We start from the raw sequence: 17,993 nt of genomic DNA, 5'->3' as shown, positions 1-17,993 counted from the left end.
GATACCGGCGCTGACGCCCCCGCTCTGCCGTGCCGGCGCTGACGTACCGGTGGGCGCCCCCCGCGCCCCCCGCGCCCCGCGCCCTCAGCGCACGGCCCGCACCACCAGGTCGGCCAGCCGGCGTCCCGCCTCGTCGTCGAGCGGGGCGTGGTCGAGCAGCAGCCGGTACCACAGCACCCCGTAGACGACGTCTATCAGCAGCTCGGGGTCGAGCTCCGGGGCCACCTCGCCGCGCGCGGTCGCCCGGTCCAGGATCTGCCGGAGCACCGCGCGGCGGCGGAAGAGGAACCGCTCCTTGAACGCCGTCGCGAAGACCGGGTCCAGCAGCGCCTGCGCCATCAGCCCGACCAGGACGGGCCGTTGGCCGCGCTGGCGGAAGGTCTCACCGAGGAAGCCGAGCAGGTCGGCGGGGAGGGAGCCCTCGTCGGGGACGGTGATCCGCTGCTCCGTCACGTCGAGCAGCGCGTCAAGGACCACGTCGGCCTTCGAGGGCCACCAGCGGTAGATCGTCTGCTTGCCGACGCCCGCGCGGGCCGCGATCCCCTCGACCGTCAGGGCCGCGTAGCCGCGCTCCTTCAGCTCGTCCAGCGCGGCCGCCAGGATCGCGCGGTGGGCGGTCTCGCTGCGCGGCCGGCCCGGCCGTCGGTCTCCGGTCATGTGATCGATCCTACTTTACACAACGCGCCGTCTCGTTATATTACGAGACGACGCGTTGCGAATCAGCGCGCACGCTCGCGACCGAGGACGAGAGAGGCACGACATGCGTGTTGTGATCATGGGCGGTACCGCCGGCATCGGGCTGGCCACCGCCCGCCGGCTGGCCTCGGACGGTGCCGAGGTGATCGTCACCGGCCGGACCCAGGAACGGCTCGACGCCGCCGCGGCGGCCGGCCTGACCGCCGAGCGGCTGGACGGGACGGACGAGGAGGCGGTGGCCGCGTTCTTCGAGCGGCTCGGCGAGTTCGACCACCTGGTGCTGGCCTTCAGCCCCGGGCCGGTCGGCATGGGGCCGATCCGTGAGACGAAGATCGCCGACATCAGGGCCGCGGTGGAGGGCAAGCTCTTCCCCTACCTGTTCGCGGCACAGCAGGCGAGGGCGACGGGGTCGGTGACGTTCGTGTCCGCCGCCTCCGCGCGCGCCGCGCTGGGCGGGATGGTCGGCCTCTCCGCCGCCAACGGCGCGATCGAGCGGGTGGTCTCGCCGCTGGCCGCCGACCTGGCGCCGGTGCGGGTCAACGCGGTCTCGCCCGGCGTGGTGGACACCGAGTGGTGGAGCTTCCTGCCCGAGGAGCAGCGCAGCGCCCAGTTCACGGCGATCTCGGCGTCGCTACCGGCCGGCCGGGTCGGCACGGCGGAGGACGTGGCCGAAGCGATCCGGTACGTGATCGGAGCGACGTACGTGACCGGCACCGTGCTGCCGGTGGACGGCGGGTTCACCGTCGCCTGACCGGCGGCCGTGCGAGGCGCGGACGGCGCCGTCCGTGGGGGCGGCGCCGTACCCGCGTCCGCAGGCGGCCCCTCCGTGCCCCCGCGGGTCAGCGGACCAGCGGACCAGCGGAGCAGCGGGGTCAGGAGGGCGCCAGGCGGATTCAGCGGACCACCGGAGTCAGCGGAGTCAGCGGTCGGCAGGACCAGCGGACCAGCAGACCAGCAGAGGCAGCGGATCGGCGGGGTCAGAGGATCGGCGGGCGGCCCAGGCGGGTCATCCGCCACACCGTGCGCCACCGCATGGGCCGCCGCGGGCCGCACGGCGTGGCGACGCCGTTGAGGAAGCCGCCCCACCACGCGCGCAGGCCGGACAGCGACCGGGTGCGCGCCATCGTGAGGGCGATCCACACCCCGAGGTAGACCGGGATCAGCGGGACGGGCAGCCGGCGGCGGGCGAGCCACACCCGGTTCCGGGCGGTGTTGCGGTAGTAGACCGCGTGCCGGGCCGGGGAGGTGGCCGGGTGCTGGAGGACGAGGTCGGGCTCGTAGAGGATCTTCCAGCCCGCGTCCAGCGCCCGCCAGGCGAGGTCGGTCTCCTCGTGGGTGAAGAAGAACTCCGCGGGCCACAGGCCGATCTCCCGCAGCATGCGGACCGAGAAGGCGTGGCCGCCGCCGAGGAACGCGGTCACCTGGCCGCCGCGCAGCGGGTCGTCGGACCGCAGCCGGGGCACCCAGCGGCGCATCGTGTGCCCGTTCTCGTCGGCCACCCGGAACCCGATGACGCCCAGCGCCGGGTCCGCCGCGAACAGCCGCTGGACGGTGCGGAAGACGTCGTCGGCGATGAGCAGGCCGTCGTCGTCCAGCTCCACGACGACGTCGACCTCGCCGGACGCGCACAGCGCCTCCAGCCCGACGTTGCGGCCGCCGGGGCAGCCCAGGTTCTCCGTGAGCGGGATCTTCGTGACGTTGGCGCCGGTGTCCACGTCGGTCAGCGGCGTCGCGTTGCCGACCAGCACCACGCGCGTGGCCGCCGCGTCCTGCTTCTCCACCGAGGCGAGCAGCGCCGCCAGTTCCTGCGGGCGGGTGCCCATCGTGACGATGACGACCCCGAGGCGCGGCAGTGGCATGGCGGCGAACTCCAGTGGAAGACGAGGTGGCCGATGCTAGCCCCCGTCCCTGTCAGGACCCGTCGCGCTCGCTGCCCGAACACCGCCGGTCACCGCCTTGGCCGAAGCCGCGCGCGGGCCCGTCACGGTGGGACCGCCCCGTCGCGGCCCCGTCGAGCCCCGCCGCGGCCGCGGGACGCGCGACGGCCGCCTCCCGTGCGGGAGACGGCCGTCGGAGGCGCGTACGGGCGGCGTACGGGCGGGGCGGGGCCCCTTCCGTACCGGCCGGGTGCTCGGCGGGTCGGTGCTCAGCGCTCCAGCTGGCTGACGTCGCGGACCGCGCCCTTGTCGGCGCTGGTGGTCATGGCCGCGTAGGCGCGCAGCGCCGCCGAGACCGCGCGGACGCGGTTCTTCGGCGCGTACACGCCGCCCAGGGCCTCGCGGCGGGCGGCCAGCACGTCCTCGGGGACGAGGAGGTCCATCGAACGGTTCGGGATGTCGATGCGGATGCGGTCGCCGTCCTCCACCAGGGCGATGGTGCCGCCGGCCGCGGCCTCCGGGGAGGCATGGCCGATCGACAGGCCCGAAGTACCGCCGGAGAAGCGGCCGTCGGTGACCAGCGCGCACACCTTGCCCAGGCCGCGGCCCTTGAGGAACGAGGTCGGGTACAGCATCTCCTGCATGCCCGGGCCGCCGCGCGGGCCCTCGTAGCGGATCACCACGACGTCGCCGGGGCCGACCTCCTTGGCGAGGATGCGCTCCACCGCCTCCTCCTGGGACTCGCACACCACGGCGGGGCCCTCGAAGGTCCAGATCGACTCGTCCACGCCCGCGGTCTTCACCACGGCGCCGTCCACGGCGATGTTGCCGCGCAGCACCGCCAGGCCGCCGTCCTTGGAGTAGGCGTGCGCCACGTCGCGGATGCAGCCGCCGGCCGCGTCGGTGTCCAGCGTCTCCCACCGCTCGGACTGCGAGAACGCCTCGGCCGAGCGGACACAGCCGGGGGCGGCGTGCCACAGCTCCACGGCCTCCTCGGACGGGGAGCCACCGCGCACGTCCCAGGTCTCCAGCCAGTCCTTGACGGAGGCCGAGTGGACGGTGTGCACGTCCTCGTTGAGCATCCCGCCGCGGTAGAGCTCGCCCAGGATGGCAGGGATGCCGCCGGCCCGGTGCACGTCCTCCATGTAGTACGTGCCGCCCGGCGCCACGTTCGGGGCGACCTTGGCCAGGCACGGCACCCGGCGGGAGACCTCGTCGATGTCGGTCAGGCCGTAGTCGAGGCCCGCCTCCTGCGCCGCGGCCAGCAGGTGCAGGATCGTGTTGGTGGAGCCGCCCATCGAGATGTCCAGCGCCATCGCGTTCTCGAACGCGGCGGTGGTGGCGATGTTGCGCGGCAGCACCGAGTCGTCGTCCTGCTCGTAGTACCGCTTCGCCAGGTCCACCACGGTGGCGCCGGCCCGCTCGTACAGGGCGCGGCGGGCGGTGTGGGTGGCCAGCACCGAGCCGTTGCCGGGCAGCGACAGGCCGATCGCCTCGGTCAGGCAGTTCATCGAGTTGGCGGTGAACATGCCCGAGCAGGAGCCGCAGGTCGGGCAGGCGTTCTCCTCGATGCGCAGGATGTCCTCGTCGGAGACCGACTCGTCGACCGCGTCCGCGATGGCGTTGATCAGGTCCAGCTTGCGGACCGTGCCGTCGACGAGGGTGGCCTTGCCGGCCTCCATCGGGCCGCCGGAGACGAAGACCGTCGGGATGTTCAGCCGCAGCGCGGCCATCAGCATGCCCGGGGTGATCTTGTCGCAGTTGGAGATGCAGATCAGCGCGTCGGCGCAGTGCGCCTGCACCATGTACTCGACGGAGTCGGCGATCAGGTCGCGCGAGGGCAGCGAGTAGAGCATGCCGCCGTGGCCCATGGCGATGCCGTCGTCCACCGCGATGGTGTTGAACTCGCGCGGCACGGCCCCGGCGGCCTTGACGGCCTCGGAGACGATCCGGCCGACCGGCTGGAGGTGGGTGTGCCCCGGTACGAACTCGGTGAAGCTGTTGGCGACCGCCACGATCGGCTTGCCGATGTCGGAGTTGGCGACGCCGGAGGCGCGCATGAGCGCGCGGGCGCCCGCCATGTTTCGGCCGTGGGTGACCGTACGTGACCTCAGCTCGGGCACGGTGTCCACTCCCTTGGGTCCCAGGATTCGCTTCGTTCGACCGGGCCTCGGCCCGGGCGGTGCCGCGGGGCGTGGCTCATCGGTCGAGCGTACGCCTGATGACCAGGGTCCGGACACGTCCGTCCACATCACGGGACCGGGGCCCGGGGAGGCGCGCCGGGCCCGGGAGGCCGACCGGGCCGCCGGGGCCTGCGGGAGGGCCTACCGCGCCGCCGGGCCGGCCAGGTGGAGCCGGGTGAAGGCCAGCGCCTCGGCCAGGTCCTCCTCGCGTTCGGCGGAGGACATCGCGCGCCGGGTGTTGACCTCCACCACCACGTGGCCGCCGAACCCGGTCGCCGTCAGCTGCCGCAGCAGTTCGGCGCAGGGCTGCGAGCCGCGCCCGGGCACCAGGTGCTCGTCCTTCGCGGAGCCGTTCCCGTCGCCCATGTGGACGTGGGCGAGCCGGTCGCCCATCCGCGCGGCCATCTCCAGGGCGCCGCTGCGGGAGGTGGCCGCGTGCGAGAGGTCCACGGTGAAGTGCCGGTAGTCGTCGTTGGCGACGTCCCAGTCGGGGGCGTAGGCCAGCATCTCGCGGTCCCGGTACCGCCAGGGGTACATGTTCTCGACGGCGAACCGCACGTCCGTCTCGTCGGCCATCCGCCACACCCCGCGGATGAACTCCCGCGCGTAGCCGCGCTGCCAGCGGAACGGCGGGTGGACGACGACGGTGTCGGCGCCCAGCCGCTCGGCGGCGGCCCGGGCCCGCTGGAGCTTCGTCCAGGGGTCGGTGGACCACACCCGCTGGGTGATCAGCAGGCAGGGCGCGTGGATGGCCAGCACCGGCACCCGGTGGTACTCCGACAGGCGGTGCAGCGCCTCGACGTCCTGGCTGACCGGGTCCGTCCAGACCATGACCTCGACGCCGTCGTAGCCGAGGCGGGCGGCGACCTCGAAGGCGGTCGCGGTGGACTCCGGGTACACCGAGGCCGTCGACAGCGCGACCTTCACCCCCGGGACCCCGGACCCGGGAACGCCGGACCCGCGCCCGGCGGGTACGGCTCGGGCGCGGGCGCTGTCCTCGGGTCGTCCCACGAGAGCCAGCGTACGGCCGGTTCCGGGGCGGCAGGTGTGCTGTCGGCCACCAAGGCGGCTGCCCAGGCCGCCATTGACGCCGCCGCCGACGTGGCCGCCATCACGGGCCCGCGCCGGGTGTGTTCGGGCCCGCGCCCGGGCGGCCGGACCGCGCCCCGCCTGCCCGGCACCACCGCCCGGCGCCGCCGGGAAGCGGCCACCGGACCGGTGCGGTGTGCGCGCCGTCACGCCGCGGGAGGCGGCTGAGCGGGGCGCGGCAGTCGCCCGCGGCGGACGTCACGCGCCCGGCATGACCACCGGCGCCGTCACCGTGCCGACCGGGGAGCCGCCGGTGGTCATGCCGGGCGCGGCGGGCTCGGCGGCCATCACGTCGAGCTTGCGCAGGATGACCCCCTCGCGCAGCGCCCACGGGCAGATCTCCAGCTCGTCCACGCCGAAGAGGTCCATGGCGCCCTCGGCGACCAGTGCCCCCGCCAGGAGCTGCCGGGCCCGGCCCTCGGAGACGCCGGGCAGCGTGGTGCGGCGCGCGGCGGTCATCGCGGCCAGCTCGGGCACCCGGGCCTCCAGGGCGTCCCGGCGCAGCCGGCGCTGCACGTAGGCGCCCTCCGTGCTGCGGGCGGCCCCGCAGATCCGGGCGAGCTGCCGGAACGTCTTGGAGGTGCCCACCACGTGGTCGGGGCGGCCCAGCCGGGCGAAGTCGGCGACCGTGCGGGCTATCTCGGCCCGCGCGTGGCGGCGCAGCGCGCGGACGTCCTCGGGCGCGGGCGGGTCGCCCGGCAGCCAGCCGGCGGTGAGCCGGCCCGCGCCCAGCGGCAGCGACACGGCCGCGTCCGGGTACTCGTCCATGCCGAACCCGACCTCCAGGGAACCGCCGCCGATGTCGAGCACCAGCAGCCGTCCCGAGGACCAGCCGAACCAGCGGCGCACCGCCAGGAAGGTCAGCCGCGCCTCGTCCGCGCCGGAGAGCACGGTCAGCCGCACCCCCGTCTCCCGCTCGACCCGGGCCAGCACCTCCTCGCCGTTGGCCGCCTCGCGCACCGCCGAGGTGGCGAACGGCAGCACGTCCTCGACGCCCTTGTCCTCGGCCACCCGCACCGCGTCGGCCACCGTGGCCACCAGCCGGGTGACGCCGGCCTCGCTGATCGCACCGGCCTCGTCGAGCAGTTCGGCGAGCCGCAGCTCCGACTTGTGGGAGTAGGCCGGCAGCGGGCGCGCGCCGGGATGCGCGTCGACCACCAGCAGGTGAACGGTGTTGGAACCCACGTCGAGCACTCCGAGTCGCATGGCGACGACGCTAGCGCCTCTTCCGCCGAGGTCCGCCCAGGAGACCGCCGCGCCGGCCGCGACGCCGCCGCCGCACGCCGAAGGGCGGGGACGGCATTCGGCGCAATCCGGTCTTACTCTGGGGCACGTGGCGAAGGAGACCGCCCGCAAGGGCAAGAAGAAGAAGGACGCGAAGCGCGCGGCGGAGTCCCCGGCGGGGGGCGCCGCGGGCTCGACGGCAGCGGTGGAGCCGCGACAGGAGGAGGTGGGGCTCGACTTCGCCCGAGCCTGGGTGGAGTTCGCCGACCCGGCCGACGAGGAGCAGGTGTTCCGCTGCGACCTGACCTGGCTCACCTCGCGGTGGACCTGCGTGTTCGGCGCGGGCTGCCACGGCATCCAGGCCGGGCGCGCCGACGACGGCTGCTGCACCCTGGGCGCGCACTTCTCGGACGACGACGACGAGAAGCGGGTCGCCGGGCATGTGGCGCGTCTCACAGCGCGGGACTGGCAGTTCCACGAGCTGGGCACCGGCCCGGACGGCTACTGGGCCGAGGAGAACGAGGACGGCGAGCGGCAGACCCGCGTCGTCCAGGGCGCCTGCGTCTTCTCCAACCGGCCCGGCTTCTCCGGCGGCCAGGGGTGCGCGCTGCACGCGCTGGCGCTGCGCGAGGGCCGCGAGCCGCTGGAGACGAAGCCGGACGTGTGCTGGCAGCTGCCGATCCGCCGCACCTTCGACTGGGTGGACCGCCCCGACGACACACGGGTGCTGGTGGTGTCGATCGGCGAGTACGACCGGCGCGGCTGGGGCCCGGGCGGCCACGACCTGCACTGGTGGTGCACCTCCGCGCCGTCCGCGCACGGGGCGGGCGAGCCGGTGTACGTCTCCTACCGGGCGGAGCTGACCGAGCTGATGGGCCCGGCCGGGTACGCGGAGCTGGTCGCGCACTGCGAGGCCCGGCTCGCCTCGGCGCTGCCGCTGGTCGCCCCGCACCCCGCCGACCCGGCGGAGCCGGCCCTGGGCTGAGCCGCCCCGACGCCCGAGGCCGGCCAGGGTGTCAGCCGGAACCGGCGATGGAGATGACCGCGGTGGCGAGGGCGACGGCCAGCGCCGAGGCGCCGAGAACGGCGATCGCCCGCCACGCCGGCCTCGGCGCCGACCGCCGGGCCACGCTCCAGGCCGCGGCGGCGACGGTGCCCAGGATCGTGAGGCCGATCAGCACGATGTCGACGTGGCCCAGGACGGCGGCCAGGCTCGTGCGCACGTACGAACCGCCCGGGGTACGGGCCACCGCCACCTTCCCGCTGAGGCGCGAGCGGGTGGTGAGGGAAGCCCGCGGGTCGCTGACGGTGCCGTCCCGGGACACGAACTCCCCCACGCAGGTCAGCTCCCGGTCCCTGCGGTCGTCCGGATACGTGAGCCGGCAGCCGGCCACCGTCAGCGTGCCCGGCGTGCCCGCCCACGTCGCGTCGCGGACGTAGCGGGCACCGTCGAACGTGGCCCAGGCGCCCCCGGCGGCGAGGAGCAGGCCGAACAGCACGGCGACCGCCGTCCGGCGCCACGCGGCGGAACGTCCGGCGAAGTGGCGCCACGCGGCAGAACGTTCGGCGAAGTGCGGCCTTCCGACCATGAGCCCCCCTGGCACCGGTCCGCGCCGCCCGGTTCACGGCGGCGGCACGGATCGTACGCGCGGGCCGCGGCGGACGGTGGCCCGCCCTCCTGGACAAGGGCCGACCACGGGTCCGGAGCCGACGGCCGACCACGGGTCCGGAGGCGGCGGCCGCTCAGCCCTGGCCGGAGGGGTCCGCGGTGGCGGTGTCGGTGGGCGTGGGGCTCGCGGAGGCCGGCGGGGCGGAGTCCGGCGGGGTCGAAGCGGCCGTCGGGGTGGGCGACGGGCTGTCGGTGGGCGGCGCCGAGGTCGGCGGCTGCGTGCCGGGGTCGGTCGGTGTGGCCGCCGGTGCCGAGACGGAGGGTGTCGGCGTACCGCCGGTCCGGCTCGGTGGCGCCGAGCGGGCGGCGGAGCCCCGGAGGGTGACCACGGCGTCTCCCGGGTCGAAGGCGATCCGGGCCGTCCAGACCCCGCGCGGCTCCATCGCTCGGTCCACCCGGATCACCAGGGTGACCGTTTCCCCGGGCTTCAGCGTCCCCGAACGCGCCGGGAACTCCAGCCAGTACGCGGTGGTCGACGCCTTCCAGCGCACCGGGGCGCCGCCGCCGGCGGTGAGCGTCACGAACGTGCGGCCGTGCCCGAGGCGCGCGCTCACCTGGAGCCAGCCGGCGCCCGCCGCGGTGGCGGAGGGAGGCGCCGTACCGCCGCTGACGGCCACGGCCACGGACGCGGCCGTGGCGGCCGAGGGCGAGCCGGGCGCGACGGTGGCGGTGCCCCGGGTGGTGGGGCCCGCGCTGCCGGCCTTCTCGTAGGGCACGCCGTCGATGCCGTCGGGGGACGCGGCGGAGCGGGCCCCGTGGCCGCCCTCGCCGAGCGGGGTGGCCCGGTAGGCGGCCCAGACGGCGAGGACCGGCGCGGCCACCACGGCGGCGACCATCGTGCCCGTCATCGCCCGGTGCCGCAGCTGGGCCCGGCGGGCGGCGACGTCGACGAGGTCCACCGGGAAGCCGCGCCGGTCGAAGCGCGGCGTCGACTCGCGGGCCCGGCCGAAGCCGGTGTCCATGGCGTGCAGCAGCGCCGCGTACGCCGCCGAGCGCGGCGCCTCGACCAGCGCGAGCATGGCCGCGGCGTCCGGCGCGCCCGGCCAGGGGCCCTCGGCCACCACCCGCTCGGCGGCGCGGCGGCACACCGCGCACTCGTCGACGTGCCGCACCAGTTCGTCCCGCAGGGCCGGGCCGAGCAGCACCCGGGGCTCCCCGGCGAGCTGCGAGACGTCGGGGCAGCGGCCGGAGTCGACCACGGCCAGCGCGGTACGGGTCCGCTCCACCTCGCAGGCGGCCCGTGCCAGCCGGTTGCGGCACACCTCGGCGTCGACGCCGAGCACGTGCGCGACCTCGCGCGGGGCCATCTGGTGGCGCACCGCCAACTCCAGCGCCTCGCGCTGCTCGGGTGTGGTGCCGGCCGCCTCCGGCCAGGCCAGCGCGGCGAGTTGGGCCCGCCGCTGGGCCGCCACGGCCTCCGAGGCGGGCGGCACCGCGCGGCGCCCGGCGGCCAGCCGCCGCAGGCACACCCAGCGGGCCAGCGCGTACAGCCAGGGCCTGCGCAGCGCGGGGTCGCGCAGCCGCACCCGCTGCCGCTCGGCCAGCGCCAGCACCTCGCCGAGCGCGGCCGCCGCCGCGTCGTGCTCGCACAGGATGGACAGGCAGTACGTGAACAGGCCGTCGAGGTACGGCTCGTAGTGGGCCGGGGGCTGCATGGGCAGCGTGCCCCGCGGCCGCGGGGGGTGGCCGTCCCGACGCCCGCTCTGCCCCCGGGCGCCCCGCTCGGGCTCCCGGTCAGCGCGGGACCGCCCGGCCTGCGCGCGGTGCCTGCGGTGGGCGCCGGTGCTGTGGATGGGGGTCTCCTGCCTGCTGGTCACTTCAGCGACGCTAGGCCCGTATGCATGCCGACTTCGGCTCCCTCGGCGGCGTTTAACCCGTACGGGTAGCGATCGCCCACGAAGGGGGACAGCTCGCCACTCGTCCGGGTGACTCTGCGGCCCTGTCTAGGTCCGCGCGCCGGAACGGGGTGGTGCGACACCCCGGCTGCGACCCGGCCGAGACCGGGCCGAGACCCGTCCGGGATACCGCCGAGGCCGTCCGGGACGCCGCCGGAAGGCTCGTCCGAGGGGCTTGTCGGAGGGGCTTGTCGGAGGGGGCGGATAGCGTAGGCGCATGGCCACCCGTAAACCCGCCGCCAAGGACCGCCCCTCGTACCGCTGCACCGAGTGCGGCTGGACGACGGTGAAGTGGCTCGGCCGCTGCGGGGAGTGCCAGGCGTGGGGCACCGTCGAGGAGACCGGCGGGGCACCGGCGGTGCGGACCACCGCGCCCGGCCGGGTCACCGCCCCGGCCCGGCCGATCGCGCAGGTCGACGGCCGGCAGGCCACGGCCCGCTCCACCGGCGTGCCGGAGCTGGACCGGGTGCTCGGCGGCGGCCTGGTGCCCGGCGCCGTGGTGCTGATGGCGGGCGAGCCGGGCGTCGGCAAGTCCACGCTGCTGCTGGACGTGGCCGCGAAGGCGTCCGGGCCGCAGAGTCCCACCCTCTACGTCACCGGTGAGGAGTCGGCCTCCCAGGTGCGGCTGCGGGCCGACCGCATCGGCGCGCTGGCCGACCACCTGTACCTCGCCGCGGAGACCGACCTTTCGGCCGTGCTCGGCCACCTCGACGACGTCAAGCCCGCGCTGCTGGTCCTGGACTCGGTGCAGACCGTGGCCTCCCCGGAGATCGACGGCGCCCCCGGCGGCATGGCGCAGGTCCGGGAGGTGGCCGGGGCGCTGATCCGGGCCTCCAAGGAGCGCGGCATGGCCACGCTGCTGGTGGGCCACGTCACCAAGGACGGCGCCATCGCCGGCCCGCGCCTGCTGGAGCACCTGGTCGACGTGGTGCTGAGCTTCGAGGGCGACCGGCACGCCCGGCTGCGGCTGCTGCGCGGGGTGAAGAACCGCTACGGCGCCACCGAGGAGGTCGGCTGCTTCGAGCTGCACGACGACGGCATCGCCGGCCTGGCCGACCCGTCCGGCCTCTTCCTCACCCGCCGCGACGAACCGGTGCCCGGCACCTGCCTGACCGTCACCCTCGAAGGGCGCCGGCCGCTGGTCGCCGAGGTGCAGGCGCTCACCGTGGACACCCAGATCCCCTCGCCGCGGCGCACCACGTCCGGGCTGGAGAACTCCCGGGTGTCGATGATGCTGGCGGTGCTGGAGCAGCGCGGCCGGATCAAGTCCATCGGCAAGCAGGACATCTACACCGCCACCGTCGGCGGGGTACGGCTGACCGAGCCCGCCGCGGACCTCGCCGTGGCCCTCGCCCTGGCCAGCGCCGCCATCGACACGCCGCTGCCGAAGAACCTGGTGGCCGTGGGCGAGGTCGGGCTGGCCGGCGAGGTGCGCCGGGTGACGGGTGTGCAGCGGCGGCTGAGCGAGGCGCACCGGCTCGGCTTCACCCACGCGCTGGTGCCGCCGGACCCGGGCAGGATCCCCGCCGGGATGCGGGTGACGGAGGTCACCGACATCGGCGAGGCGCTGCGCGCGCTGCCCCGGGGCCGCCGCGGCTGAGCCGCCGCCGTACCGCGCCCGCTCCGTCGCCGTCGCTGTACCGCGCCCGCCCGCGTTCGCCCCGCGTTCTCGCCGTATTGGCGCCGCGTTCTCGCCGCGTTCTCGCCGCGTTTCCACGGCTTCTGGGGGGTGCGGGAGGCGTACGGGAACGGTGCGGCGGCTCGCGGCAGCAGGATCGAAGCCGCGTTCGGGCCGCACCGGAGCCGTGTTCGAGCCGCGCCGCAGCCGCGCCCACGCCGCGCGCTCGCCCGGGAGGCACCCGCTGGGGGTCGTAAACTTTGCGCAGACCCAGCAACCGTGAGGAGCAGCGTGGCAGCCAACGACCGGGCAGGCGGGCCTGCCCCGGCGCGTAGGGCGGCGGCGGACTCCGTCGGGCGGGCGGGCGCCGACGGCAGCCTGCTGCGCGCGTCGCTGAGCGCGGTCGCGCCCGGTACCGCCCTGCGCGACGGCCTGGAACGGATCGTCCGCGGCAACACCGGCGGCCTGATCGTGCTGGGCATGGACAAGACCGTCGACTCGCTGTGCAGCGGCGGCTTCGTCCTGGACGTGGAGTTCACCGCGACCCGGCTGCGCGAGCTGTGCAAGCTGGACGGCGCGCTCATCCTGGACAGGGACATCACCAAGATCCTGCGGGCCGGGGTGCAGCTGGTGCCCGACCCGGCGATCCCCACCGAGGAGACCGGCACCCGGCACCGCACCGCCGACCGGGTCAGCCGCCAGGTCGGGTTCCCGGTGGTCTCGGTGAGCCAGTCGATGCAGCTGATCGCCCTGTACGTGGACGGGCAGCGCCGGGTGCTGGAGGACTCCCCCGCGATCCTGTCCCGCGCCAACCAGGCGCTGGCCACGCTGGAGCGGTACAAGCTGCGGCTGGACGAGGTCGCGGGCACCCTCTCGGCGCTGGAGATCGAGGACCTGGTCACGGTCCGGGACGTCACCGCGGTCGCCCAGCGGCTGGAGATGGTCCGCCGGATCGCCACCGAGATCGCCGAGTACGTCATCGAACTGGGCACCGACGGACGCCTGCTGTCCCTCCAGCTCGACGAGCTGATCGCCGGGGTGGACCCGGAGCGCGAGCTGGTCGCCCGGGACTACGTGCCCGAGCCCACCGCCAAGCGCGCCCGCACCGTCCAGGAGGCGCTGGCCGAGCTGGACGCGCTGCCGCAGAACGAACTCATCGAACTCACCACCGTGGCAAGGGCGCTGGGCTACACCGGCTCCCCGGAGTCGCTGGACTCGGCGGTCTCGCCGCGCGGCTACCGGCTGCTCGCGAAGGTGCCGCGGCTGCCCAACACGGTCATCGAGCGGCTGGTGGAGCACTTCGGCGGGCTGCAGAAGCTGCTGGCGGCCAGCGTGGACGACCTCCAGGCGGTGGAGGGCGTCGGCGAGGCGCGGGCCCGTACGGTCCGCGAGGGGCTGTCCCGGCTCGCCGAGTCCTCGATCCTCGAACGGTACGTCTGACCTCGAACGGTACGTCCGGCCTCGAACCGCACGTCCGACCGGCCGTCCGGGCCGCTGTCCCGGACGGCCGCCGCGCTCAGTCCTCGCTGATCTGGAACGACGTCTGCTTCGTGCCGTAGCCGGCCATCCGCGCCTGCACCAGGTACGTCCCCGGCGCGGCCGTCTTGCCCTTCGGCGCGGCGCACTTCGGGGAGCTGGTCTTCGCGTTCCAGCGCACGGTGTAGGCGATGGCGGAGTGCGCGGGCACCTCAAGCAGGTGGGAGCCGGTGGCCGGGCAGTCGTCCGAGGCCCACACGTGGCTGCTGCCGGGCGCCTCGCTGACGGTGAGGACGGCGCTGCGCGGGCCGAAATCCACCTTGCAGGCCGTTTCGGCGGTGTTGCTGGCGGTCAGCCGGAACTCCGGTGCCTCGCCCGGTCCGTAGGAGTTCTGCACGCTGGCGAGCGCGATGGTCACCGAGCCCGGCGCGCAGTCCGGCAGCGAGGAGCCCGCCGGCACCTCCTGCCCGGCGGGCGCCCCCGTGGACGAGGACCCTCCGTCGGCAGGGGAGCCGGTCGAACCCGAACCGGCTCCGCTGCCCGAGCCGTCGGAGGAGCCGGTGGACGAACCGTCGGACGTACCGCCGTCGGCGGCCGTGGAGCCGGAGCCGCCCGAGGAGTCGGCCGGCGCGGTGTCCCGACCGCCGGGCGCACCCGAGATGTGCGGGCCGGTCGGGGTGGGGCCGGGCGTGATCGACGCCGCCGGCGTGTGCGAGTCCGCGGACGCGCCGGCCGGGCTGCCGCCGCCCTTGCCACCGCCCGAGACGACCACCCAGGCGACGACCGCGATGGCCAGCGCGAGCAGGCACAGCAGAACTGCCCGCCGCCGCCAGTAGATGGTCGATGGCAAAGGTCCCACTGGATTGCGCACAGAGCCCACGGACGCACTCTATGGGAGATCACCCACCTGGCGCCGTATCACCCGCCCGGACGCGACAGCCTCTTTCCGGATCATCACCTTTTACGCTTCCCGGTCGTCCCTTCGCGCCCCCGCCCTCACTTTCCGTGACCTTTCGCGACCGGCGCCGGGGAACGGCGGGCGGAATATGCGAGGATCGGTCAGGCCATGACGAGTCTGACAAGCCCTCCCGCGTCCTCCGGCGCCCCGGCCGCACCCACCCCCACGTCCACGCCGTCCACGCCATCCGTGCCAGCGTCCGGCCCCGCGTCCGGCCCGGCCTCCGGCCCGGTGCCCGCCGCGTCGGCCCTGGGCGCTCCGGCCGCGCTCGGGGAGTTGCACACCCTGGTGATCGACTGGTTCGACGACAACGCCCGCGACCTGCCGTGGCGCCACCCCGACGCCGGCGCCTGGTCGGTGATGGTCAGCGAGTTCATGCTCCAGCAGACCCCGGTCAGCCGGGTACTGCCGGTCCACCAGGAGTGGCTGGAGCGCTGGCCGCGCCCGGCGGACCTGGCCGCCGAACCGCCCGGCGAGGCGGTACGGGCCTGGGGCCGGCTCGGCTACCCCCGCAGGGCGCTGCGGCTGCACGCCGCGGCCACCGCCATAGCGCAGCAGCACGGCGGCGAAGTCCCCTACGACCAAGCGGAGTTGCTCGCGCTGCCGGGGGTCGGCGAGTACACCGCGGCGGCCGTCGCCTCGTTCGCCTACGGCCGCCGCCACAGCGTCCTGGACACCAACGTGCGGCGGGTGTTCGCCCGGGTCGTCTCGGGCACCCAGTACCCGCCGAACGCCACCACCGCCGCCGAACGGCGGCTGGCCTCGGCGCTGCTGCCCGAGGAGGACGCCACGGCCGCCCGCTGGGCCGCCGCCACCATGGAGTTGGGCGCCCTGGTGTGCGTGGCGCGCTCCCCGAAATGCGGTGCCTGCCCGGTCGCGTCCCGCTGCGCCTGGCGACTGGCCGGCTCGCCCGCGCACGACGGGCCGCCGCGCAAGGGGCAGACGTACGCGGGCACCGACCGCCAGGTCCGCGGACGGCTGCTCGCGGTGCTGCGGGCCAGTACCGCGCCGGTCCCGCGCTCGGCGCTCGACGCGGTCTGGTCGGACGCAGTGCAGCGCTCCCGGGCGCTGGCCGGGCTGATCGAGGACGGCCTGGTGGAGCCGCTGCCGGGCCAGCGGTTCCGCCTCCCCCGCTGAACCGTCGCACGCTGACGGACACTGACGGAGGCTGACGAGCGCTGACGAGCGCTGCCGGGCGGCCGCGGGTTGCACGGGCCGGACGGACTGGCGGGCTGACGGGCCCGGTTCGGGCCGGCTCCCGGCGCATCCCCGCGGTGGATCGGCAGGGCCGGTTGGAACCACCCGGCCCTGCCGCCCGTCCTCCTGCGTGCCGGGCGGCCGCTCGCGCCGGGTGGGGACGTCGCTCCGGCGTTCCGTCGCTCCGCCGCCCCGGCCCGTTCGCCCCGGCTCCTTCGGCCTCGGCCCGCCCCGGCCCAACTGGCGTGCGGCGAGGGCAGGTCGGCACCACCTTCGTACCGGCGGCACGCACCGCTGTTACACAACCGATGGGTTGCTGTGCGCCCGTCGTGCGCCGGCAGTCGTCAAAGCCCAACATCCCCTCCATAGCGTCGGTTCCGCCCGGTGGGAGGCGGAACAGGCCGGGCAGGGCGATGGGCGGAGGCGTGGATGTCGGCGACAGCGGCGGTACGGGCGGAGACGAGGGCGACGGCCGGGGCGGCGCGGCGCGGTGGGCGCGCGGCCCGGGACACCGACGTCCACGGTGCCTTCCCCGTGGCCGGCCGCCCCGGCCGGTTCGTGGTGGAGGCCCCGCGCGAACGCCCCGCCCCGGACGGCCTGGACCAGGCCCCGGACCGCCCCGCCGCCCCCGGACCGAGGACGCCCCGGACGGCCGGGACGCAGCCGAGACGGCCACCGGGAGGGACGGGCGGCGGGTGCCCCTGGACTTCGAGGAGTACGTGCGCACCCGCCAGGACGCCCTGCTGCGCAGCGCCCGCCGGCTGGTGCCGGACCCGGTCGACGCGCAGGACCTGGTGCAGACCGCGCTGGTGCGCACGTACCGCCTGTGGGACGGCATCGCCGACAAGTCGCTGGCCGACGCGTACCTGCGCCGGGTGATGATCAACACCCGCACCGAGTGGTGGCGCAGCCGCCGGCTGGCGGAGATCCCCACCGAGGAGCTGCCGGACGCCAGCATCGACGACGGTGCCGAGCAGCGCGCCGACCGGGCGATGCTGCGGGACGTGCTGGGCGTCCTCGCGCCCAAGCAGCGACAGGTCGTCGTCCTGCGCCACTACGGCCAGCTCAGCACCGAGGAGACCGCCCGTGCCCTGGGAATGTCGACGGGTACGGTGAAGAGCACCCTGCACCGGGCCCTGGCCCGGCTGCGCCAGGAGCTGGAGCACGGCAGGTACGGGTACTCGCACACGGGAGAGGACGGGACGTGCGCCGCGTAGCACCGATCGCCGCTGCCGGAGCGGCCTGCCTGCTGGCCGCGCTCTCCGGCTGCGGCGCCTCGGTGACCGGCGTCCGGCGCGAGGGCCCGGGGCCCTCGCCGACGGTGCGGCCGGCCCGCGAACCGCTGCCCGCTGTCGCCTCGAACCGGGCCGCGCTGGCGGCGCTGGTCCGCGGCGACGCCGCCGTCAGCGCGAGCGTCCGGCGGGACCTGGTCCCCTGCTCGTCCCACGGCTCGTCCGGGAGCGCCTCCCGCGCGCTCGGAGCCCGCAGCGGCACCGGCACCACGTCATCCGCCGCTTCCTCCTCGGCCGCCACCCCGGCCGCCACCGAGGACTACCCGGTGGACGCCGACTCCGGCGAGCTCACCTCCGGCGACGGCCCGGACCTGCTCGTCACCGTCTCCACCTGCGGGGACGGCGTCGGCATCGCCGCCTACGTGTACCGGCTGTCGGGCGGCGCGTACCACTGCGTCTTCGCCGACGAGCGCCCTCCGGTCTACGGCAGCCTCGACAGCGACCGGTTGCGGATCATCCACCAGGTGTACCGGACCGACGACCAGCTGGCCTACCCGGCCGGCGAGGACGAGGCCCTGTACGCCTGGCGGTCCGGCCACTTCGTGGAGGTGGCCCGCTCCTACTCCGACCTCACCGCGAAGACGCCGACGCCCTCGCCGGAGCCGACCTCCGCCCGCCCGGTCCCGGTGCCGACACCTGCCGCTCCGTACCCGCCCGCCGGAACCTCGACGTCCGCCCTCCCGGACCCGGGCACGGCGCGGGCCGCCGTCCCGCCGGTGGAGCCGACGGCCCGGCCGACCGCCCAGCCCTCGCCGCTGCCGATCGCCCAGCCGTCCGCGACCGCCGCCGCCGGCAGTGCCACGGCGCGGAGGTGACGGG

Annotated in this window: 15 protein-coding genes; 7 read left to right on the top strand and 8 right to left on the bottom strand. The window is 75.6% G+C overall.

Annotated features, from left to right (window positions below; genetic code table 11):
• Positions 1 to 84: 84 nt before the first annotated feature.
• On the bottom strand, positions 85 to 657 hold the full coding sequence (locus tag BS72_RS18920) for a TetR/AcrR family transcriptional regulator (protein ID WP_037912086.1): 573 nt from the start codon (positions 655 to 657) through the stop codon (positions 85 to 87).
• Positions 658 to 760: 103 nt separating this feature from the next.
• On the opposite strand from BS72_RS18920, the gene BS72_RS18915 reads away from it, so the two are divergent.
• Complete coding sequence (locus tag BS72_RS18915; protein ID WP_037912084.1) at positions 761 to 1,447, top strand: SDR family oxidoreductase; 687 nt, start codon at positions 761 to 763, stop codon at positions 1,445 to 1,447.
• Between the two features lie 226 nt (positions 1,448 to 1,673).
• Here the strand turns inward: BS72_RS18915 and BS72_RS18910 are convergent, their stop codons facing one another.
• The 4 genes from BS72_RS18910 to BS72_RS18890 all read right to left on the bottom strand — a co-directional run bounded on the left by BS72_RS18910 (position 1,674) and on the right by BS72_RS18890 (position 7,051).
• Positions 1,674 to 2,555 (bottom strand): glycosyltransferase family 2 protein, encoded by an 882-nt coding sequence (locus tag BS72_RS18910; RefSeq protein WP_037912082.1) that lies wholly within the window; start codon positions 2,553 to 2,555, stop codon positions 1,674 to 1,676.
• A 287-nt stretch (positions 2,556 to 2,842) separates the two neighbouring features.
• Positions 2,843 to 4,696, bottom strand: coding sequence for a dihydroxy-acid dehydratase (gene ilvD, locus BS72_RS18905; protein WP_037916622.1), 1,854 nt, complete (start codon positions 4,694 to 4,696; stop codon positions 2,843 to 2,845).
• Positions 4,697 to 4,897: 201 nt separating this feature from the next.
• Positions 4,898 to 5,683: a sugar phosphate isomerase/epimerase family protein gene (locus BS72_RS18900; protein ID WP_037912081.1), complete on the bottom strand. Its 786-nt coding sequence runs from the start codon at positions 5,681 to 5,683 to the stop codon at positions 4,898 to 4,900.
• Positions 5,684 to 6,043: 360 nt separating this feature from the next.
• Positions 6,044 to 7,051, bottom strand: a complete 1,008-nt coding sequence (locus BS72_RS18890) for a Ppx/GppA phosphatase family protein (RefSeq protein ID WP_078901467.1) — start codon at positions 7,049 to 7,051, stop codon at positions 6,044 to 6,046.
• A gap of 127 nt (positions 7,052 to 7,178) precedes the next feature.
• Between BS72_RS18890 and BS72_RS18885 the strand changes: the two genes are divergently transcribed.
• Positions 7,179 to 8,054 (top strand): hypothetical protein, encoded by an 876-nt coding sequence (locus BS72_RS18885; RefSeq protein WP_037912077.1) that lies wholly within the window; start codon positions 7,179 to 7,181, stop codon positions 8,052 to 8,054.
• A 31-nt stretch (positions 8,055 to 8,085) separates the two neighbouring features.
• On the opposite strand, the gene BS72_RS18880 is transcribed toward BS72_RS18885, so the two are convergent.
• Both BS72_RS18880 and BS72_RS18875 read right to left on the bottom strand, forming a co-directional pair.
• Positions 8,086 to 8,658, bottom strand: a complete 573-nt coding sequence (locus BS72_RS18880; protein WP_037912076.1) for a hypothetical protein — start codon at positions 8,656 to 8,658, stop codon at positions 8,086 to 8,088.
• A gap of 154 nt (positions 8,659 to 8,812) precedes the next feature.
• Complete coding sequence (locus BS72_RS18875) at positions 8,813 to 10,555, bottom strand: BACON domain-containing protein (protein ID WP_051951249.1); 1,743 nt, start codon at positions 10,553 to 10,555, stop codon at positions 8,813 to 8,815.
• Positions 10,556 to 10,850: 295 nt separating this feature from the next.
• Here BS72_RS18875 and radA point away from each other — a divergent pair, with 295 nt between their 5' ends.
• Complete coding sequence (radA, locus tag BS72_RS18870; protein WP_037912073.1) at positions 10,851 to 12,233, top strand: DNA repair protein RadA; 1,383 nt, start codon at positions 10,851 to 10,853, stop codon at positions 12,231 to 12,233.
• 309 nt (positions 12,234 to 12,542) lie between these two features.
• Complete coding sequence (gene disA, locus BS72_RS18865) at positions 12,543 to 13,691, top strand: DNA integrity scanning diadenylate cyclase DisA (RefSeq protein ID WP_037912068.1); 1,149 nt, start codon at positions 12,543 to 12,545, stop codon at positions 13,689 to 13,691.
• Between the two features lie 76 nt (positions 13,692 to 13,767).
• Here the strand turns inward: disA and BS72_RS18860 are convergent, their stop codons facing one another.
• Positions 13,768 to 14,586 carry a hypothetical protein gene (locus BS72_RS18860; protein ID WP_322942377.1) on the bottom strand — a complete coding sequence of 273 codons (819 nt, stop codon included), beginning with the start codon at positions 14,584 to 14,586 and terminating at the stop codon, positions 13,768 to 13,770.
• A gap of 207 nt (positions 14,587 to 14,793) precedes the next feature.
• Here BS72_RS18860 and BS72_RS18855 point away from each other — a divergent pair, with 207 nt between their 5' ends.
• The 3 genes from BS72_RS18855 to BS72_RS32515 all read left to right on the top strand — a co-directional run bounded on the left by BS72_RS18855 (position 14,794) and on the right by BS72_RS32515 (position 17,989).
• Positions 14,794 to 15,822 carry an HhH-GPD family protein gene (locus BS72_RS18855; RefSeq protein WP_078901465.1) on the top strand — a complete coding sequence of 343 codons (1,029 nt, stop codon included), beginning with the start codon at positions 14,794 to 14,796 and terminating at the stop codon, positions 15,820 to 15,822.
• A 755-nt stretch (positions 15,823 to 16,577) separates the two neighbouring features.
• Complete coding sequence (locus tag BS72_RS18850; RefSeq protein ID WP_051951247.1) at positions 16,578 to 17,099, top strand: SigE family RNA polymerase sigma factor; 522 nt, start codon at positions 16,578 to 16,580, stop codon at positions 17,097 to 17,099.
• The gene (locus tag BS72_RS32515; protein ID WP_051951245.1) at positions 17,087 to 17,989 is read left to right on the top strand and encodes a hypothetical protein; all 903 of its coding nucleotides are present in this window, start codon (positions 17,087 to 17,089) and stop codon (positions 17,987 to 17,989) included. Before BS72_RS18850 ends, BS72_RS32515 begins: the two co-directional genes overlap by 13 nt.
• Positions 17,990 to 17,993: the final 4 nt, after the last annotated feature.

Origin of the sequence: Actinacidiphila yeochonensis CN732, from assembly GCF_000745345.1 — a bacterium.
GTDB classification, from domain to species: Bacteria; Actinomycetota; Actinomycetes; order Streptomycetales; family Streptomycetaceae; genus Actinacidiphila; species Actinacidiphila yeochonensis.
This window is presented reverse-complemented; position numbering and strand designations above follow the sequence as displayed.